This window comes from Acidovorax sp. (assembly GCF_021287135.1).
Classification (GTDB): Bacteria; Pseudomonadota; Gammaproteobacteria; order Burkholderiales; family Burkholderiaceae_C; genus Acidovorax.
The window spans coordinates 41,572-54,366 of record NZ_JAJTBB010000067.1 but is presented as its reverse complement, the minus strand read 5'-3'; the positions used below and the strand labels follow the sequence as shown (position 1 = coordinate 54,366).

General features: G+C 69.0%; 15 protein-coding genes. 10 read left to right on the top strand and 5 right to left on the bottom strand.

Annotation, left to right across the window (positions count from 1 at the left end; translation table 11 throughout):
• The 9 genes from LWW96_RS15800 to LWW96_RS15760 all read left to right on the top strand — a co-directional run.
• A partial coding sequence (locus tag LWW96_RS15800) for an SPOR domain-containing protein (protein ID WP_291488633.1) occupies window positions 1–368 on the top strand: 368 nt, incomplete at its 5' end.
• 100 nt (window positions 369–468) lie between these two features.
• Window positions 469–1,125 carry a thiol:disulfide interchange protein DsbA/DsbL gene (locus LWW96_RS15795; protein WP_291488631.1) on the top strand — a complete coding sequence of 219 codons (657 nt, stop codon included), beginning with the start codon at window positions 469–471 and terminating at the stop codon, window positions 1,123–1,125.
• Between the two features lie 109 nt (window positions 1,126–1,234).
• A complete protein-coding gene (gene lptA, locus LWW96_RS15790; RefSeq protein WP_291488629.1) occupies window positions 1,235–1,891 on the top strand; it encodes a lipopolysaccharide transport periplasmic protein LptA in 657 nt (218 codons plus the stop codon).
• 20 nt (window positions 1,892–1,911) lie between these two features.
• Complete coding sequence (lptB, locus tag LWW96_RS15785) at window positions 1,912–2,700, top strand: LPS export ABC transporter ATP-binding protein (RefSeq protein WP_291488639.1); 789 nt, start codon at window positions 1,912–1,914, stop codon at window positions 2,698–2,700.
• A 31-nt stretch (window positions 2,701–2,731) separates the two neighbouring features.
• Window positions 2,732–4,321, top strand: a complete 1,590-nt coding sequence (locus LWW96_RS15780) for an RNA polymerase factor sigma-54 (protein ID WP_291488637.1) — start codon at window positions 2,732–2,734, stop codon at window positions 4,319–4,321.
• Between the two features lie 85 nt (window positions 4,322–4,406).
• On the top strand, window positions 4,407–4,844 hold the full coding sequence (locus LWW96_RS15775) for a thioesterase family protein (RefSeq protein ID WP_291488627.1): 438 nt from the start codon (window positions 4,407–4,409) through the stop codon (window positions 4,842–4,844).
• A 38-nt stretch (window positions 4,845–4,882) separates the two neighbouring features.
• A complete protein-coding gene (locus tag LWW96_RS15770; protein ID WP_291488625.1) occupies window positions 4,883–6,178 on the top strand; it encodes a THUMP domain-containing protein in 1,296 nt (431 codons plus the stop codon).
• Entirely contained in the window at window positions 6,175–6,654 is a 480-nt protein-coding gene (locus LWW96_RS15765) for a putative toxin-antitoxin system toxin component, PIN family (protein WP_291488623.1), read from the top strand. The genes LWW96_RS15770 and LWW96_RS15765 overlap by 4 nt, the downstream gene beginning before the upstream one ends.
• Window positions 6,655–6,657: 3 nt before the next feature.
• Complete coding sequence (locus tag LWW96_RS15760; protein WP_366118220.1) at window positions 6,658–6,927, top strand: type II toxin-antitoxin system CcdA family antitoxin; 270 nt, start codon at window positions 6,658–6,660, stop codon at window positions 6,925–6,927.
• Window positions 6,928–7,119: 192 nt separating this feature from the next.
• On the opposite strand, the gene LWW96_RS15755 is transcribed toward LWW96_RS15760, so the two are convergent.
• Both LWW96_RS15755 and LWW96_RS15750 read right to left on the bottom strand, forming a co-directional pair.
• Window positions 7,120–7,548, bottom strand: a complete 429-nt coding sequence (locus tag LWW96_RS15755) for a GNAT family N-acetyltransferase (RefSeq protein ID WP_291488619.1) — start codon at window positions 7,546–7,548, stop codon at window positions 7,120–7,122.
• Window positions 7,549–7,683: 135 nt separating this feature from the next.
• Window positions 7,684–8,529 carry a hypothetical protein gene (locus tag LWW96_RS15750; RefSeq protein ID WP_291488618.1) on the bottom strand — a complete coding sequence of 282 codons (846 nt, stop codon included), beginning with the start codon at window positions 8,527–8,529 and terminating at the stop codon, window positions 7,684–7,686.
• A gap of 194 nt (window positions 8,530–8,723) precedes the next feature.
• Here LWW96_RS15750 and LWW96_RS15745 point away from each other — a divergent pair, with 194 nt between their 5' ends.
• Complete coding sequence (locus LWW96_RS15745) at window positions 8,724–9,578, top strand: UPF0149 family protein (RefSeq protein WP_291488616.1); 855 nt, start codon at window positions 8,724–8,726, stop codon at window positions 9,576–9,578.
• Between the two features lie 107 nt (window positions 9,579–9,685).
• Here the strand turns inward: LWW96_RS15745 and LWW96_RS15740 are convergent, their stop codons facing one another.
• From LWW96_RS15740 to LWW96_RS15730, 3 genes are read right to left on the bottom strand one after another with little or no spacing between them, the layout of a single operon-like run.
• Window positions 9,686–10,093, bottom strand: coding sequence for a GFA family protein (locus LWW96_RS15740; RefSeq protein ID WP_291488614.1), 408 nt, complete (start codon window positions 10,091–10,093; stop codon window positions 9,686–9,688).
• 52 nt (window positions 10,094–10,145) lie between these two features.
• Window positions 10,146–10,634: a nuclear transport factor 2 family protein gene (locus LWW96_RS15735; RefSeq protein WP_291488612.1), complete on the bottom strand. Its 489-nt coding sequence runs from the start codon at window positions 10,632–10,634 to the stop codon at window positions 10,146–10,148.
• A 48-nt stretch (window positions 10,635–10,682) separates the two neighbouring features.
• Window positions 10,683–12,560 carry a cyclic nucleotide-binding and patatin-like phospholipase domain-containing protein gene (locus tag LWW96_RS15730; RefSeq protein ID WP_291488610.1) on the bottom strand — a complete coding sequence of 626 codons (1,878 nt, stop codon included), beginning with the start codon at window positions 12,558–12,560 and terminating at the stop codon, window positions 10,683–10,685.
• Window positions 12,561–12,795 lie beyond the last annotated feature (235 nt).

Here is a 12,795-nt window from a genome sequence, read left to right as displayed (position 1 = left end):
CCAGCAGCCCCGCCCCCGCGGCCAAGCCCGGCGCCAGCAAGCCCGAGCCGGCCAAGGCCGAGACCAAGCCCGGTTCGGATCCGCTCGGCGACTTGGCGGTGGCCAAGGCCGCGGCCAAGGGCAATGTGGACCCGTTCGATTACTTCGTGCAGGCTGGCGCGTTCCGCACCCAGGCCGACGCCGATGCGCAGCGTGCCAAGCTGGCCATGCTGGGCTGGGAGGCGCGGGTCAGCGAGCGCGAGCAGAACGGCCGCCCCGTCTTCCGCGTTCGCGTGGGGCCTTTTACCAAGCGCGATGATGCCGAGCATCTCAAGGAGAAGCTGGACGGCGCCGGCGTCGAATCGGCCCTGGTGCGTGTGCAGCGCTGACGGCGGCTGCCACGGCTGCCGTGGCGCCGCGGGCGGCGGCTGAACTTTTTGCTGGGGCATGGCTCCATCCCCCCAACACCTGAACAGGAGAGTCTTTGTGATGAAACGCCGTGAGTTTTCTTTGTCCGCCGCCTCGGCGGTTGCCGCTTCCGCCCTGGCGCTGCCCGTGGCCACCCCTGCGCTGGCCCAGCCCCGGCAGTTCAAGGAAGGCAAGGACTACAAGCGGCTGGACAAGCCCGTGGCGCCCGATGCGCCGGCCGGCAAGGTCGATGTGATCGAGTTCTTCTGGTACAGCTGCCCCCACTGCAATGCCTTTGAGCCCACGCTGGACGCCTGGGTGAAGGCTGCGCCCAAGGACCTGTCCATCCGCCGCGTGCCGGTGGCGTTCAACGCCAGCTTCGTTCCGCAGCAAAAGCTGTACTACACGCTCGAAGGCATGGGCAAGCTCGACGCCTTGCACGCCAAGGTCTTCCGCGCCATCCACGCGGAAAAGCAAAAGCTTGCCAAGGACGACGAGATCTTTGCCTGGGTGGCCCAGCAGGGCGTGGACGCCGCGAAGTTCAAGGAGGTCTACACCTCGTTCACCGTGTCGAACCAGGTGCGCCGTGCCTCGCAGCTGCAGGACGCCTACGGCGTGGAAGGCGTGCCTTCGATGGGCGTGGCCGGCAAGTACTACACCGACGGCACCATGGCCGGCAGCATGCCAAACGTGCTGCAGGTGGTGGAGCACCTGGCTGCCACGGCGCGCAAAGCCTGACGCTTTTCCGCCCCGCGCGCAATCCCCTGACCAAAAGCCCGCACGTGCGGGCTTTTTTCATGGAGGAACGCCAAGGCGTGGCTACAATCGTTTGCAAGATTCGTGCCCTATGAACCACCGCCTTTTTCCGATCCTCCTGCTCGCGGCCCTGGCCGGCGCCTTCGGTGCGGCCCATGCTGAAAAGGCCGACCGCGCCAAGCCCATGAACATCGAGGCCGATGCCCTGCGGCATGACGAGCTCAAGCAGACCAGCGTGTTCACCGGCCGCGTGGTCATGACCAAAGGCTCCATCGTGCTGCGCGGCGCGCGGCTGGACGTGCGCCAGGATGCCGAGGGCTATCAGCACGGCGTGGTCACCGCCGAGCCTGGCAAGCGCGCGTTCTTCCGGCAAAAGCGCGACACCCTGCCCGGCGCACCCGACGAGTTCATCGAAGGCGAAAGCGAGGTCATCGAGTACGACGGCCGCTCTGACAACGTGCGCTTCGTCACCCGCGCGGAACTGCGCCGCTACCGCGGGGCCGAGCTGAGCGACGAGATCACGGGCGCGGTCATCGTCTACAACAACCTGACCGACGTCTTCACGGTGGACGGCAAGCGCAACAGCGTCGCCGGCGCATCCGGCGAGACCCCGGCTCCGGGCAGCCGCGTGCGAGCGGTGCTGGCGCCCAAGGATCCGCCCGCGGCCAAGACGCCGCCAGCCGCCACGGCGCCCGCTTCGGCGCCGGCGCTGCGGCCCAGCAACAGCCTTGGTGGCGGCTCCCAGTGAGCGAGGCCGCCGTCCACACCATCCCCGGCGCATCCGCGGGGAGCCGGTCCGGGCCGGACGCTGCGGCGGGCAGCCGCCTGGAGGTGCAGCACCTGGCCAAGTCCTACGGCAGCCGCAAGGTGGTGCAGGATGTCTCGCTGGTCGTGCAAAAGGGCGAGGTCGTGGGCCTGCTGGGTCCCAACGGCGCCGGCAAGACCACCTCGTTCTACATGATCGTGGGCCTGGTGCGCAGCGACGCGGGCGACATCCGCATCGACGGGCAGTCGGTGGCGCACATGCCCATCCACCGCCGCTCGCGGCTGGGGCTGTCGTACCTGCCGCAGGAAGCATCGATCTTCCGCAAGCTCAGCGTGGAAGAAAACGTGCGCGCCGTGCTGGAACTGCAGCGCGGCGACGACGGCCAGCCGCTCTCGCGCGGCGCCATCGAAGAGCGGCTCACGGCCCTGTTGCAGGAGCTGCGGGTGGACCACCTGCGCGCGTCGCCAGCCCTGGCGCTGTCAGGGGGCGAGCGCCGCCGCGTGGAGATCGCCCGCGCGCTGGCCACGCAGCCGCGCTTCATTTTGCTGGACGAGCCCTTTGCCGGCATCGATCCGATCGCGGTGATCGAGATCCAGCGCATCATCGGCTTTCTCAAGGCGCGGGGCATCGGCGTGCTCATTACCGACCACAACGTGCGCGAGACCCTGGGCATTTGCGACCACGCATTCATCATCAGCGACGGCCGCGTGCTGGCGCAGGGCACGCCTTCCGAGATCGTGGACAACGCCGAGGTGCGCCGCGTCTACCTCGGCGAACATTTCAGGATGTAGGCATGGCCCCCACGCTGGTCCTTTTGTGTCGATGAAACCCGGTCTTTCGCTGCGCGTCTCGCAGCATCTCGCACTCACGCCGCAGCTGCAGCAATCCATCCGGCTGCTGCAGTTGTCCACCCTGGAGCTGTCGCAGGAAGTCGAGCAGATGCTCGACGACAATCCGTTCCTCGAGCGCACCGCCGACGAGGCGCCGCGCGAGGAGTTCGGGCTGGACGCCGAGAACACCCCTGCGCAGCCGGACGACTACAGCGCCGACGATGCTATCTATTCAGGAGCTGCCAGCGCAAGCAGCACCAGCGCGGAAGCCCCATCGGAGTCCGAATCCCCCGCCGCTTCCGCCGAAGAGCCGGACTGGAGCGGCGACGGCACGGTGGACATGGCGCCTAACGATGCGGAGTGGGGCGGCGACGCACCGCCGCGCACGCGCAATGATGCCGAGGGCGACGAGGCCGACGCCACCGAACTGGCCCGCAGCCATGAGTCGCTCACGGCCTTCCTGCACCGCCAGGCGCTGTCCCTGCGGCTGTCGGAGGTGGACACGGCGGCGTTGCGCTTCCTGATCGAATCGCTGAACGACGATGGCTACCTGGAAGACCCGCTGGAAGAGCTGGCCACCAGCCTGGCCGGCCCGGACGACCTGGAGCAGATCGAGGAGCTGGTGCACCGCTTCACCGTGGCGCTGCGCCTGCTGCAAAGCCTGGAGCCCGTGGGCGTGGGCGCGCGCAACCTGGCCGAATGCCTCACGCTGCAGCTCACCGCGCTGGCCGCCGACGAGGACAGCGATGCCGATCCCGCCACCGTGCAGACCGCCCTGCGCATCTGCCAGCAGCCGCTGGAGATGCTGGCCCGCCGCGACATCCGCCGCCTGACCCAGCTGTGCGGCGACACCGAGGAGCGCACGCGCGCCGCCATGGCCCTGATCGCGCGCCTGGAGCCGCGCCCGGGCCGCCGCTTCGCCGATGTGGAGCGCAACATCATCGTGCCCGACGTCATCGTGCGCAAAGCCGGGCGGGCCAACGGCAGCAGCGGGCAGCAGAACTTCATCGTCACGCTCAACCCCGACGTGATGCCGCGCCTGCGCGTGCACGACATCTATGCCGGCGCCTTGCGTGGCCACAAGGGCGGCGAGGGCCACCAGGGGCTGCAGCAGCGGCTGCAGGAGGCGCGCTGGTTCATCAAGAACATCCAGCAGCGCTTTGACACCATCCTGCGCGTCTCGCGCGCCATCGTGGAGCGGCAGAAGAACTTCTTCACCCACGGCGAGCTGGCCATGCGGCCGCTGGTGCTGCGCGACATCGCCGACGAGCTGGGCCTGCACGAGTCCACCATCAGCCGCGTGACCACCGCCAAGTACATGGCCACGCCCGTGGGCACCTACGAGCTGAAGTACTTCTTCGGCTCGGGCCTGGGCACCGAGACGGGCGGCAACGCGTCGAGCACGGCCGTGCGCGCGCTCATCAAGCAGTTCGTGGCGGCCGAGAACACCGCCAAGCCCCTGTCGGACAGCCAGATCGCCGAGATGCTCAAGGAGCAAGGCATCGAGTGCGCGCGCCGCACCGTGGCCAAGTACCGCGAGGCGCTCAAGATTGCGCCGGCCAACCTGCGCAAGGCGCTGTAGCCGGCCTTTGCGGCCTGTGCGTGCCGACGGAATGGCTTCGCGCGCCGCAGCCGGACTTCTTTGATCTCACCGACCGTACGTCTCCATGGCCCGCATCGTTTTCGACCTTCCCGCCCACTTCGGCTTTGCCACCGAGCTGCAGATCTACATCAGCCATGTGAACCAGGGCGGGCACCTGGACAACGCCCAGCTGCTCAGCCTGGTGTCCGAGGCACGGGTGCGCTTCTTCCAGTCGCTGGGCTACCCCGAGGCCGACGTGGGCGGCCTGTCCATCGTGGTGGGCGATATCGTGGCCCAGTACAAGTCCGAGGCGTTCCACGGCGAAACCCTGCGGGTGGACATGGCGCCGGCAGATTTCAACCGCTATGGATTCGACCTGGTGTTCCGCATGGCTGAAAAGACCACCGGCCGCGAAGTGGCGCGCGGCAAGATCGGGATCGTGTTCATCGGCCAGGCCGACCGCAAGGTGGCGTCCATCCCCGAATCCATCCGCCAGCTCCTGCTGGCGCGCGCGGCAGCCTGATCCCCCGCGCCTGCCGAGCGCGTATCCTCGCCCTTCCCATGAACCAACTCCAACTTTTTCTGCCTTGCGCTGCCGGCGTGGAAGGCTTTCTGGCCGACGAGGTGCACGGCATCACCGGGCTCACGGGCCAGGACCTGCTGGTGGGCCGCGGCGGCGTGCTGCTGCGTGCCTCCTGGCGCGACGCGCTGCTGCTGAACCTGCACAGCCGCCTGGCGCAGCGCGTGCTGGTGCAGCTGGCGCACCGCATGTACCGCTCCGAGAACGACCTGTACGCCCTGGCCAGCGACGTGGCCTGGGAAATCTGGTTCACCACGCGCCAGACCTTCAAGGTGGAAGTGACCGCCCAGCACAGCCCGCTGACCAGCCTGAACTTTGCCGGCCTGCGCGTGAAAGACGCGGTGGCCGACCGCTTCCGCCACAAGAGCGGCGTGCGCCCCGACGTGAACACCCAGTGGCCCGACGTGCGCATCCACCTGCACCTCACCACCGACGAGGCCACGCTGTACATCGACACCAGCGGCGAGCCGCTGTTCAAGCGCGGCTGGCGCGAGGACAAGGGCGACGCCCCGCTCAAGGAAACCCTGGCCGCCGCCATGATCGCCGCCAGCGGCTGGGACCCGCACGGCGACAACCCCCAGCCCCTGTACGACCCCTGCTGCGGCAGCGGCACCATCGTCGTGGAGGCCGCGCAGATCGCCTGCCGCATCCCGGCGGGCCTGCAGCGCCGCTTCGCGTTCGAGAAGCTGCTGCCGTTCCAGGCCCATGTCTGGACTGCTATCAAAAACGAAGCTGCTAGCGCAGTGCAGACAAGCCCAATCCCCATTTTTGGCAGTGATGTGGCCTTCCGCATGGTCGATTTTGCCCAGCGCAACGCCGAGCGCGCCGGCGTGGCCGGGGCCGTGCAGCTGCGCGGCGGTGACGCCCTGCAGCGCATGCCCCCCTGCGAGCAGCCCGGCGTGATGCTGCTGAACCCGCCCTACGGCGAGCGCATTGCAGCCGCCGGCAGCGCCGGCCGCAACGCCAGCGAACGCGCCGCCGACCGCGCCCGCGGCGAAGCCGTAGGGCGAGAGTCTGCGCAAACCGAGGACGGCGGTGAATTCTTCAGCCAGCTGGCCGCGCACTGGAAGAAAAACTACAGCGGCTGGACGGCCTGGATGCTCACGCCCGACCTCAAGCTGCCCGGCAAGATGCGCCTGAAGGAATCCCGCCGCGTGCCGATGTGGAACGGTCCCATCGAATGCCGCCTGTTCCGCTTCGACATGGTCAAGGGCGCCGTGCGCGAGCGCACGGCCAAGCCCCCCGCCGCGGAACACCCCGGCCACGGCGCCCCATGAAGGTGGCACTGCACCTGCCCGCCGAGGCCCCGGCGGGCGCGCCCCCGCGCCCCGTGGTGGTGGACACCAACGTCGCGCTGGACCTGCTGATCTTCAGCGACCCGCGCACCGCCCCGCTGCGCACCCTGCTGGCCGCGGGGCGGCTGGCGTGGATTGCCACGCAGGTCATGCGCGACGAGCTGGAGCGCGTGCTGGCCTACCCGCACATCGCAGAGCGCATGGACTACTACCGCGTGAGTGCCGCGCAGGTGCTGGCCGCTTTCGACGCGCAGGCGCGCCGGGTGGACACGGCCCCCAAGGTCGCCTACGTGTGCAAGGACGCGGACGACCAGAAGTTCATCGACCTGGCGGCTGCGCACCGGGCGGTTTTGCTCAGCAAGGACAAGGCCGTGCTCTGCATGCGCAAGCGGCTGGCGAACCTGGGGGCGGATGTGGCGACGGAGGTGGTGCTGGAGATGGGCGAGGTGCTTGGGTGAAGAATGCGCACAGTTTGTGCCGGAGATACCGCCATGCTTGGTTTTGACAACGCCCCAAAAAGATCAACCGACCTCTCGCTCAACAGCAAGGTGCCGGAAGCCGCGCGAGACCTGGACATGAACATTTCCCAAACCGTGGACGAGTTGCTGGTTGCCGAAGTCCAGCACCGCTACTGGGAGCGCTGGAACAGCGCCAACCAAGCGGCCATCGCCGCCTACAACGCGCGCGTCGACAGCGAAGACCTGCCGCTGGCCCAGTACCGCAGTTTCTGACCGATGGCGCGTTTTGATGCCTACCGCCATCCCTACGCGGCGCAGTGTGCCTCCACGCCCTTTTTGCTGGACGTCCTTGAAGACGCCGGTGACCAATCTGCACGCGCATGCCGATCTGGTCACCAACCCATTCGATGCGCAGCCGGACCCTCTGCTGCAGCCGTTGCGGCGGCAGCAACAAAGCCCGGGCTGTCAGGGCACTAACGCCTTCTTCATGTACACCAGCTGAAAGCCCTGGATGTAGTTGTCGATATGGCCGAATTCCTCATAACCCTGCTTGAGGTAAAAGCCGCGGGCCTGCCATTCAAAGGTGTTCAGCGTCGCGCTGTGTGCGCCGAGTTCACGGGCCTTCTGTTCTGCGGTCGCAAGCAGATCTCGGCCCAACCCTTGTCGCCTTGCCGTCTCGTCGACAAACAGCAAGTCCACATTCAGCCATTGCAGAAATACAAATCCGCGCAGCCCGCCCACCAGTTCACCTTGCACGTCACGCGCGCTCACCCACACGGGCTGGGTCTGGCCGTACTCGCCCACAAACCCGTAGTTGAACTGCCGCATTCGGCGGCCCAGAACGCCGGAGTGGACTTCTTCTGCAGTGGGGGTGTAGATCTCAAAATCGGTCATCGCCAACAGTCTGGTGGTCGCGCAGTTTCGTAGGTCGGGTTAGCGCAGCGTAACCCGACGCTTGCTGGTAGAGGCCCTGTCTGTCGGGTTACGCCTTCGGCTAACCCGACCTACGGGCGGCGGGCTGATCGAGCCTCACGCCAGCAAGTCATACGCGGCCCGCACCCGCTGCAGGTCCCGCCCCAGCTTGCGGCTGGCGGGCAAATGCCGCATCCATGCCAGGCGCCGGGTGCTGGTGGCCAGCACGGCGCGCATCTCGGCGCTGCCCTGTGCTGCCCAGGCTGCCCAGCGCGCGCGGCCCTCGTCCAGGGTGCCGCTGGCATGCAGGTAAATCGCCGTGGAATGCGCGTAGCACAGCGCGTCGCGCGCGTGGCACACCGGCAGCGGCAGCACGGCGGCAGGGTCGTCTTCAAAGTCGATGCAGGCCACTTCGCCGTCGGGGCAGCGCACCAGGTTGCGGGCGAAGGCCTGGCTCAGGCAGGCGCCCTGGCGGTGCACCCGTGCCAGGGTGTCCAGCCCCTGCTGCCACAGGGCCAGCACGGCGGCCGGGTCGCGGGCCTGCACGGCGTGGTCGATCTCGTTGCCCAGCGAGTGCGTTTCCTCGCCGACGCGGCCCAGGTGGCGCATGGCAAAGCCCTGGGGCAGGGCGGCCAGCACCACCGGCACGCGGATGCCGCGCGCGGCCAGGTCGCGCAGGCGGCGCACTTCGGTGGCGATGGCGGCCTCGCCGCCCGGGTTGGGCACGGGGCGCAGCACCTCCAGGCGCAGCAGGCGGGCCAGCAGCGCCATGGCGCGGTAGCGGCCCGGGCCGTGGGGTGCGCCCGCGCGCTTGATCCAGAGCTGCTCGTCCCCCAGCCGGTGGGGCATCACGCTGTGCGGCTGGTCCACCAGCCGCGCCTGCAAAAAGGCGTCGTAGCGGGCTTGCGGCCCCGCCGGCCGCGCCTTTGGCGGTGCGTGGGGCGCGTCGTTCGAAAGGTGCATGGCGCGGGGCGAAGGGCTTGGAAAATGCGGGCGGCGGGCGGGGCTACACTGCCGCCTTTGGGTGTTGCCGGGTGTCTGCCCCTGCGTGCGAGCGGCCGTTGGCGGCCCGCGCATCATAAAAGGTCGCAGTCCCGCGCCCGCCCCGCACCCTTTTCTCTTCTCTTCTCTTTCCGGCCTGACGACAGGAGCACCGCATGACCCCCACCCCCTCCACACCCCTTTCGGACGCAGCGGCCGACGACGCGCCGGCGGCGTTCGCGCCCGCGCTGGGCCCGGACGAGCTGGAAGAGATCGACAACCTCCTGGACGACCTGCGCACGCGCGGCGAAGAGATCCCGCAGTGGGAGTTCTGCGACGGCTTCATGGCCGCCGTGGTCTGCAGCCGCCGCCCCATTCCGCCCGCCGAGTACCTGCCCATGCTGTTGGGCGATGGTGCCGAGCTGGAGGTGGCCGAGGGCGAGCCGCTGCCGCTGCTGCCCGCATTTGCCGACGCCGCGCAGCAGGCGCGCTTCCTGGAGCTGTGGGACCGCCGGTGGAACGAGGTCGTGGCCCAGCTCGACGCGGATGTGAAGACCCTGGAGGACGACCGCACCTACCAGCCCGAGGCCATGGACATGCGCGGCGCGGTGGCCAGCCTGCCCGAGGAAGAGCGCGCCGAGATGGCGGGCCAGGAGGTTCCGTCCTTCGGCCAGGTGTGGGCGCTGGGCTTCATGTTTGCGGTGGAGAACTGGCCCGAGGACTGGGCTGCCCCGCGCGACAAGGAGGCCGCCGAGTGGCTGGATGACGCCCTGGACCGCATCGTGGCGCTGACCGAGGACGACACGGGCAAGCCCGAAGTCTGCATGTACAGCGAGGACGGCCCGCCCAGCACCAGCCAGGCGCGCGTGGAGGCGTTTGGCGAAGCCATCTGGGCGGTGTACGACCTGCGCCAGCTCTGGAAGAGCCTGGGCCCGCGCGTGGAAACCGTGCGCAAGGCCCCCGAGCCGGGGCGCAATGACCCGTGCCCCTGCGGCAGCGGCAAGAAGTACAAGAAGTGCCACGGCGAGTAGGTGCCATCTTGATTGCTACTAATTTGGTAGCTGCTTGCGCTTGCTGCAAAAGGGCCAGAGGCCGATAACGCCTGAATTTTGCAGCGGCCTACCGCGGCCGGAGGCCGCTACGGCTGTTCGTCGAACGCGTCGATGCCTTCGGGCAGAGTGACCCACGCCAAGCGCCGCTGGGTCCAGATCTGGCGCTGCGGCGTGCCCAGCTCGCGCCGTTGCGTGATCGTTCCGAGCCGCAGGGAATAGGTCTGCGGATTTTCGGCCGCGCAGGCATACAGCGAGCTGCCGCAGACCTCGCAGAAGGCCAGCACGCGGCGGTTGCCGCTGGCGGCCGTCTTGATGTAGGTGCGGGGCGTGCCGCGGATGAGCCGAAAGCCCGCCGCCGGCGCCTGGATGTTGGTCCGGAAGGCGGAGCCGGAGTGCGCCTGGCAGTCCGTGCAATGGCAGACCGTCGCCGTGCCGGGCTCCACCTGCGCTTCGTAGGCTATTGCGCCGCAATAGCATTGGCCTTGCACCTGCATGGCGTCTCCTTGTCCGTGTGCTGTCTCTGTGTCTCTGCCTGCTGGCGTGGCATCACCCCTGCGCCAGGAACTTTTTCAGATTGCCCGCCGCCGTGCTGCGCACCTTGCGCTTGAGCGACGGCGACCAGCCCAGCAGCAGGCCGGGCGTGCCCAGTGCCTGACGGGCCCAGGCCCAGAAATTGAAGCGATCGCGGTGGGTGGCGATCAGCCCGTCGGGCGTAAAGGTGAAGGTGCCGTCCACGGTGTTGTGCACGGTGCGCCCGGTGGCGCTGAACAAGTAGTCGGCCTCCCAGTGCGCGCGGCCGCCTTGTGCGTCGGCCTCGATGCCGCTGAACGCCAGCTTCCAGTGCGGCCGGGCTTCGGGCTTTTGGGATGCGGTGCACAGCATGCGCCACATGCCGCCGATCTGATCGCGGCCTTTCAGCGAAAAGGCTTCGTCGTCAAACGTGGCATCGGGGGCGTAGCAGGCCGCCATCGTGGCGTGGTCCAGCTGCGCAAAGGCGGTATAGAAGCGCTGCAGGGTCTGGGCGTTGGGGTGCATGGGTCGTCTCCTCTGGGGGCCATGCTACACGCGCCGGGGCCGGGGCGCCTACCCGGGCTGCAGGCCGCCGATGCGCCGGCGGCCCTGCGCGTCCAGTCCGTCCAGCACCTGGATGCCGTGCGCATAGCCCTGCTGCACGATCTGCTCGAAGCGGTTCCACTGCAGCATGCCCACGCGGTCCATCGGCGGGTTGAAGTACAGGTCGGTGAGCTGCTGCGACTGGCGCTGGCGCGACATGCTGTACAGGATGGTGACCTGCATCAGGTAGCTGGCCAGCGAGGGCAGCTTGTAGCGACGCTGGGCGCGCGGGCGCAGCTTGTCGCGCAGCAGCGCCCAGCTGCTGGGCACGTCGTCCAGCTCGATGCGGCGGGGCTTCCTGAAGTTCAGGTCCACGCCGATCACCGTGCCCACGCCGCGCAGGCCGCGCATCACGTCCACCGGAAAATTGTTGAACGTGCCGCCGTCGCACAGCAGGTCGCCCTCGTGCACTACGGGCGGCAGCGCGCCGGGAATGGAGATGCTGGCCAGCAGCGACTTCACCAGGCTGCCGCGGCGCACCACCTGCTCGCTGGCCTTGGAGTAGTTGGTGGCCACGCAGTAGTAGTTCTTCCACAGGTCCTCGACCTGGGCGGGAAAGCCCACCAGCTGGCCCACGGCCTGCTGCAGGATGTGGCGCAGCCGGCGGCCCTTGATGAGCGACAGCAGGGGCAGCAGGCTCCAGTCGCCCGTGGGGTTGGTGCGGAACGCCTCGCGCGCGTTGGCCATGACCACGTCCAGCGGCCGGTCCGACGCCACGTACGCCGCCATGACGGAGCCGATGCTGGTGCCCCCCACGCAGTCGATCTCCACGCCCTCCTCCTGCAGCGCGCGGTAGATGCCCAGGTGCGCAAAGCCGCGCGCGCCGCCGCCGGCCAGCACCAGGCCCACGGCGGTGCGGCTCTGGATGCGGGCCAGCCGCGCCATGTCGCGGTCCAGCGCGGGGCGCACGTGCACGTGGTCGGCCACCGGGCGGCGCTCCAGCCACTGCTGCGTGCCGCGCGGGCACAGGGTGTCTTCGGGGTGCAGCAGCACCAGGATCTCGGCGGCCTCGGCCAGCGGGGCGCGGCGCATCAGGCAGTGTTCCTCGATGGGGTGAATGGCCGGCTCGGCCTGCGCGTCGGCCAGCAGCAGCAGCTCGTCGCAGTGCCGGCTCACGCGCCGCGTCCAGGGGCTGGGTTCGGGGTCGGCCAGCAGCAGCACGAAATCGTTGCGGGCCTCGATCTCGTCGAGCAGCATGGCGATGCGCCGGTTGGCCGTGGCGTCGGCCCCCTCGCGCTGGGCGATGCCGGGCTCGTGCAGCTCGGCGTCCACGGTGGCGGAGTCCACCACGCGCACCCGGCCGATGGTGCCCAGCTGCCGGGCCAGGCTCTGGCCGAAGCCCTGCAGGTCCACACCGCCGGTGATGGGCAGCAGGCCCATGGCCACCGGCCGCTCCTGCGCGGCCACGGTGCGGGCGGTGCCCGACTGCAGGCGCTGGATGATCTGGCGCGTCAGGGCAATCGACACCTGGGCGCTGCTGGCCAGCAGGGTCTTGAACACGCTCTTGGTCAGCCGCACCAGCACCGAGTCGCGCACTGCCACGACGGTGGCGGAGCGGGGCGCGTCGGTGAACAGGCTGATTTCGCCGATCACCTGGCCGCGCCCCATGTCGGCCACGCGGCGCTGCTGGCCGTCGTCGCCGCGCACGTAGGCGCGCAGCCGGCCGCTCACGGTGAGGTACATCGACTCGCCCGGCTCGCCCTGGGCCATCAGCGTGCTGCCGCCGGGCACTTCCACCCATTCCAGGTGGGTGCGCAGCAGCTCGAGCGCGTCGGGCTCGATGCCTTGCAAAAAGCTGCGCAGGTGTTCGGTGAGCAGTTGGTTCTGGCTGGCGGTGAAGGCGTGCATGGTCGGGGTGCGGGATCGGCAGTCGGCAGGAGGGTTGCAGGAGCGAAGCGGCAGGCAGGTTTCAGCCGCCGGCACGGCGCCTGCCCGGCAGCGGGCGGCGCGCGCTGCACGGCGTGCGAAGCGGCGGATTCTAGGAACGCTGCCCGGCCGTGGCGCGCCGCGGCCGGCGTGGAGCGGCCGTGCGCGTGAACAAATGCACGGCGCCTGGAGCCGGTTGACGGCTTGGGAGAAGGGG

Bases quoted from the DNA above. Each gene is read 5' to 3' on its own strand.
- LWW96_RS15795 (WP_291488631.1), top strand. From the start codon at position 469: ATGAAACGCCGTGAGTTTTCTTTGTCCGCCGCCTCGGCGGTTGCCGCT.
- lptA (WP_291488629.1), top strand. From the start codon at position 1,235: ATGAACCACCGCCTTTTTCCGATCCTCCTGCTCGCGGCCCTGGCCGGC.
- LWW96_RS15780 (WP_291488637.1), top strand. From the start codon at position 2,732: ATGAAACCCGGTCTTTCGCTGCGCGTCTCGCAGCATCTCGCACTCACG.
- LWW96_RS15775 (WP_291488627.1), top strand. From the start codon at position 4,407: ATGGCCCGCATCGTTTTCGACCTTCCCGCCCACTTCGGCTTTGCCACC.
- LWW96_RS15770 (WP_291488625.1), top strand. From the start codon at position 4,883: ATGAACCAACTCCAACTTTTTCTGCCTTGCGCTGCCGGCGTGGAAGGC.
- LWW96_RS15765 (WP_291488623.1), top strand. From the start codon at position 6,175: ATGAAGGTGGCACTGCACCTGCCCGCCGAGGCCCCGGCGGGCGCGCCC.
- LWW96_RS15760 (WP_366118220.1), top strand. From the start codon at position 6,658: ATGCGCACAGTTTGTGCCGGAGATACCGCCATGCTTGGTTTTGACAAC.
- LWW96_RS15755 (WP_291488619.1), bottom strand. From the start codon at position 7,548: ATGACCGATTTTGAGATCTACACCCCCACTGCAGAAGAAGTCCACTCC.
- LWW96_RS15750 (WP_291488618.1), bottom strand. From the start codon at position 8,529: ATGCACCTTTCGAACGACGCGCCCCACGCACCGCCAAAGGCGCGGCCG.
- LWW96_RS15745 (WP_291488616.1), top strand. From the start codon at position 8,724: ATGACCCCCACCCCCTCCACACCCCTTTCGGACGCAGCGGCCGACGAC.
- LWW96_RS15740 (WP_291488614.1), bottom strand. From the start codon at position 10,093: ATGCAGGTGCAAGGCCAATGCTATTGCGGCGCAATAGCCTACGAAGCG.
- LWW96_RS15735 (WP_291488612.1), bottom strand. From the start codon at position 10,634: ATGCACCCCAACGCCCAGACCCTGCAGCGCTTCTATACCGCCTTTGCG.
- LWW96_RS15730 (WP_291488610.1), bottom strand. From the start codon at position 12,560: ATGCACGCCTTCACCGCCAGCCAGAACCAACTGCTCACCGAACACCTG.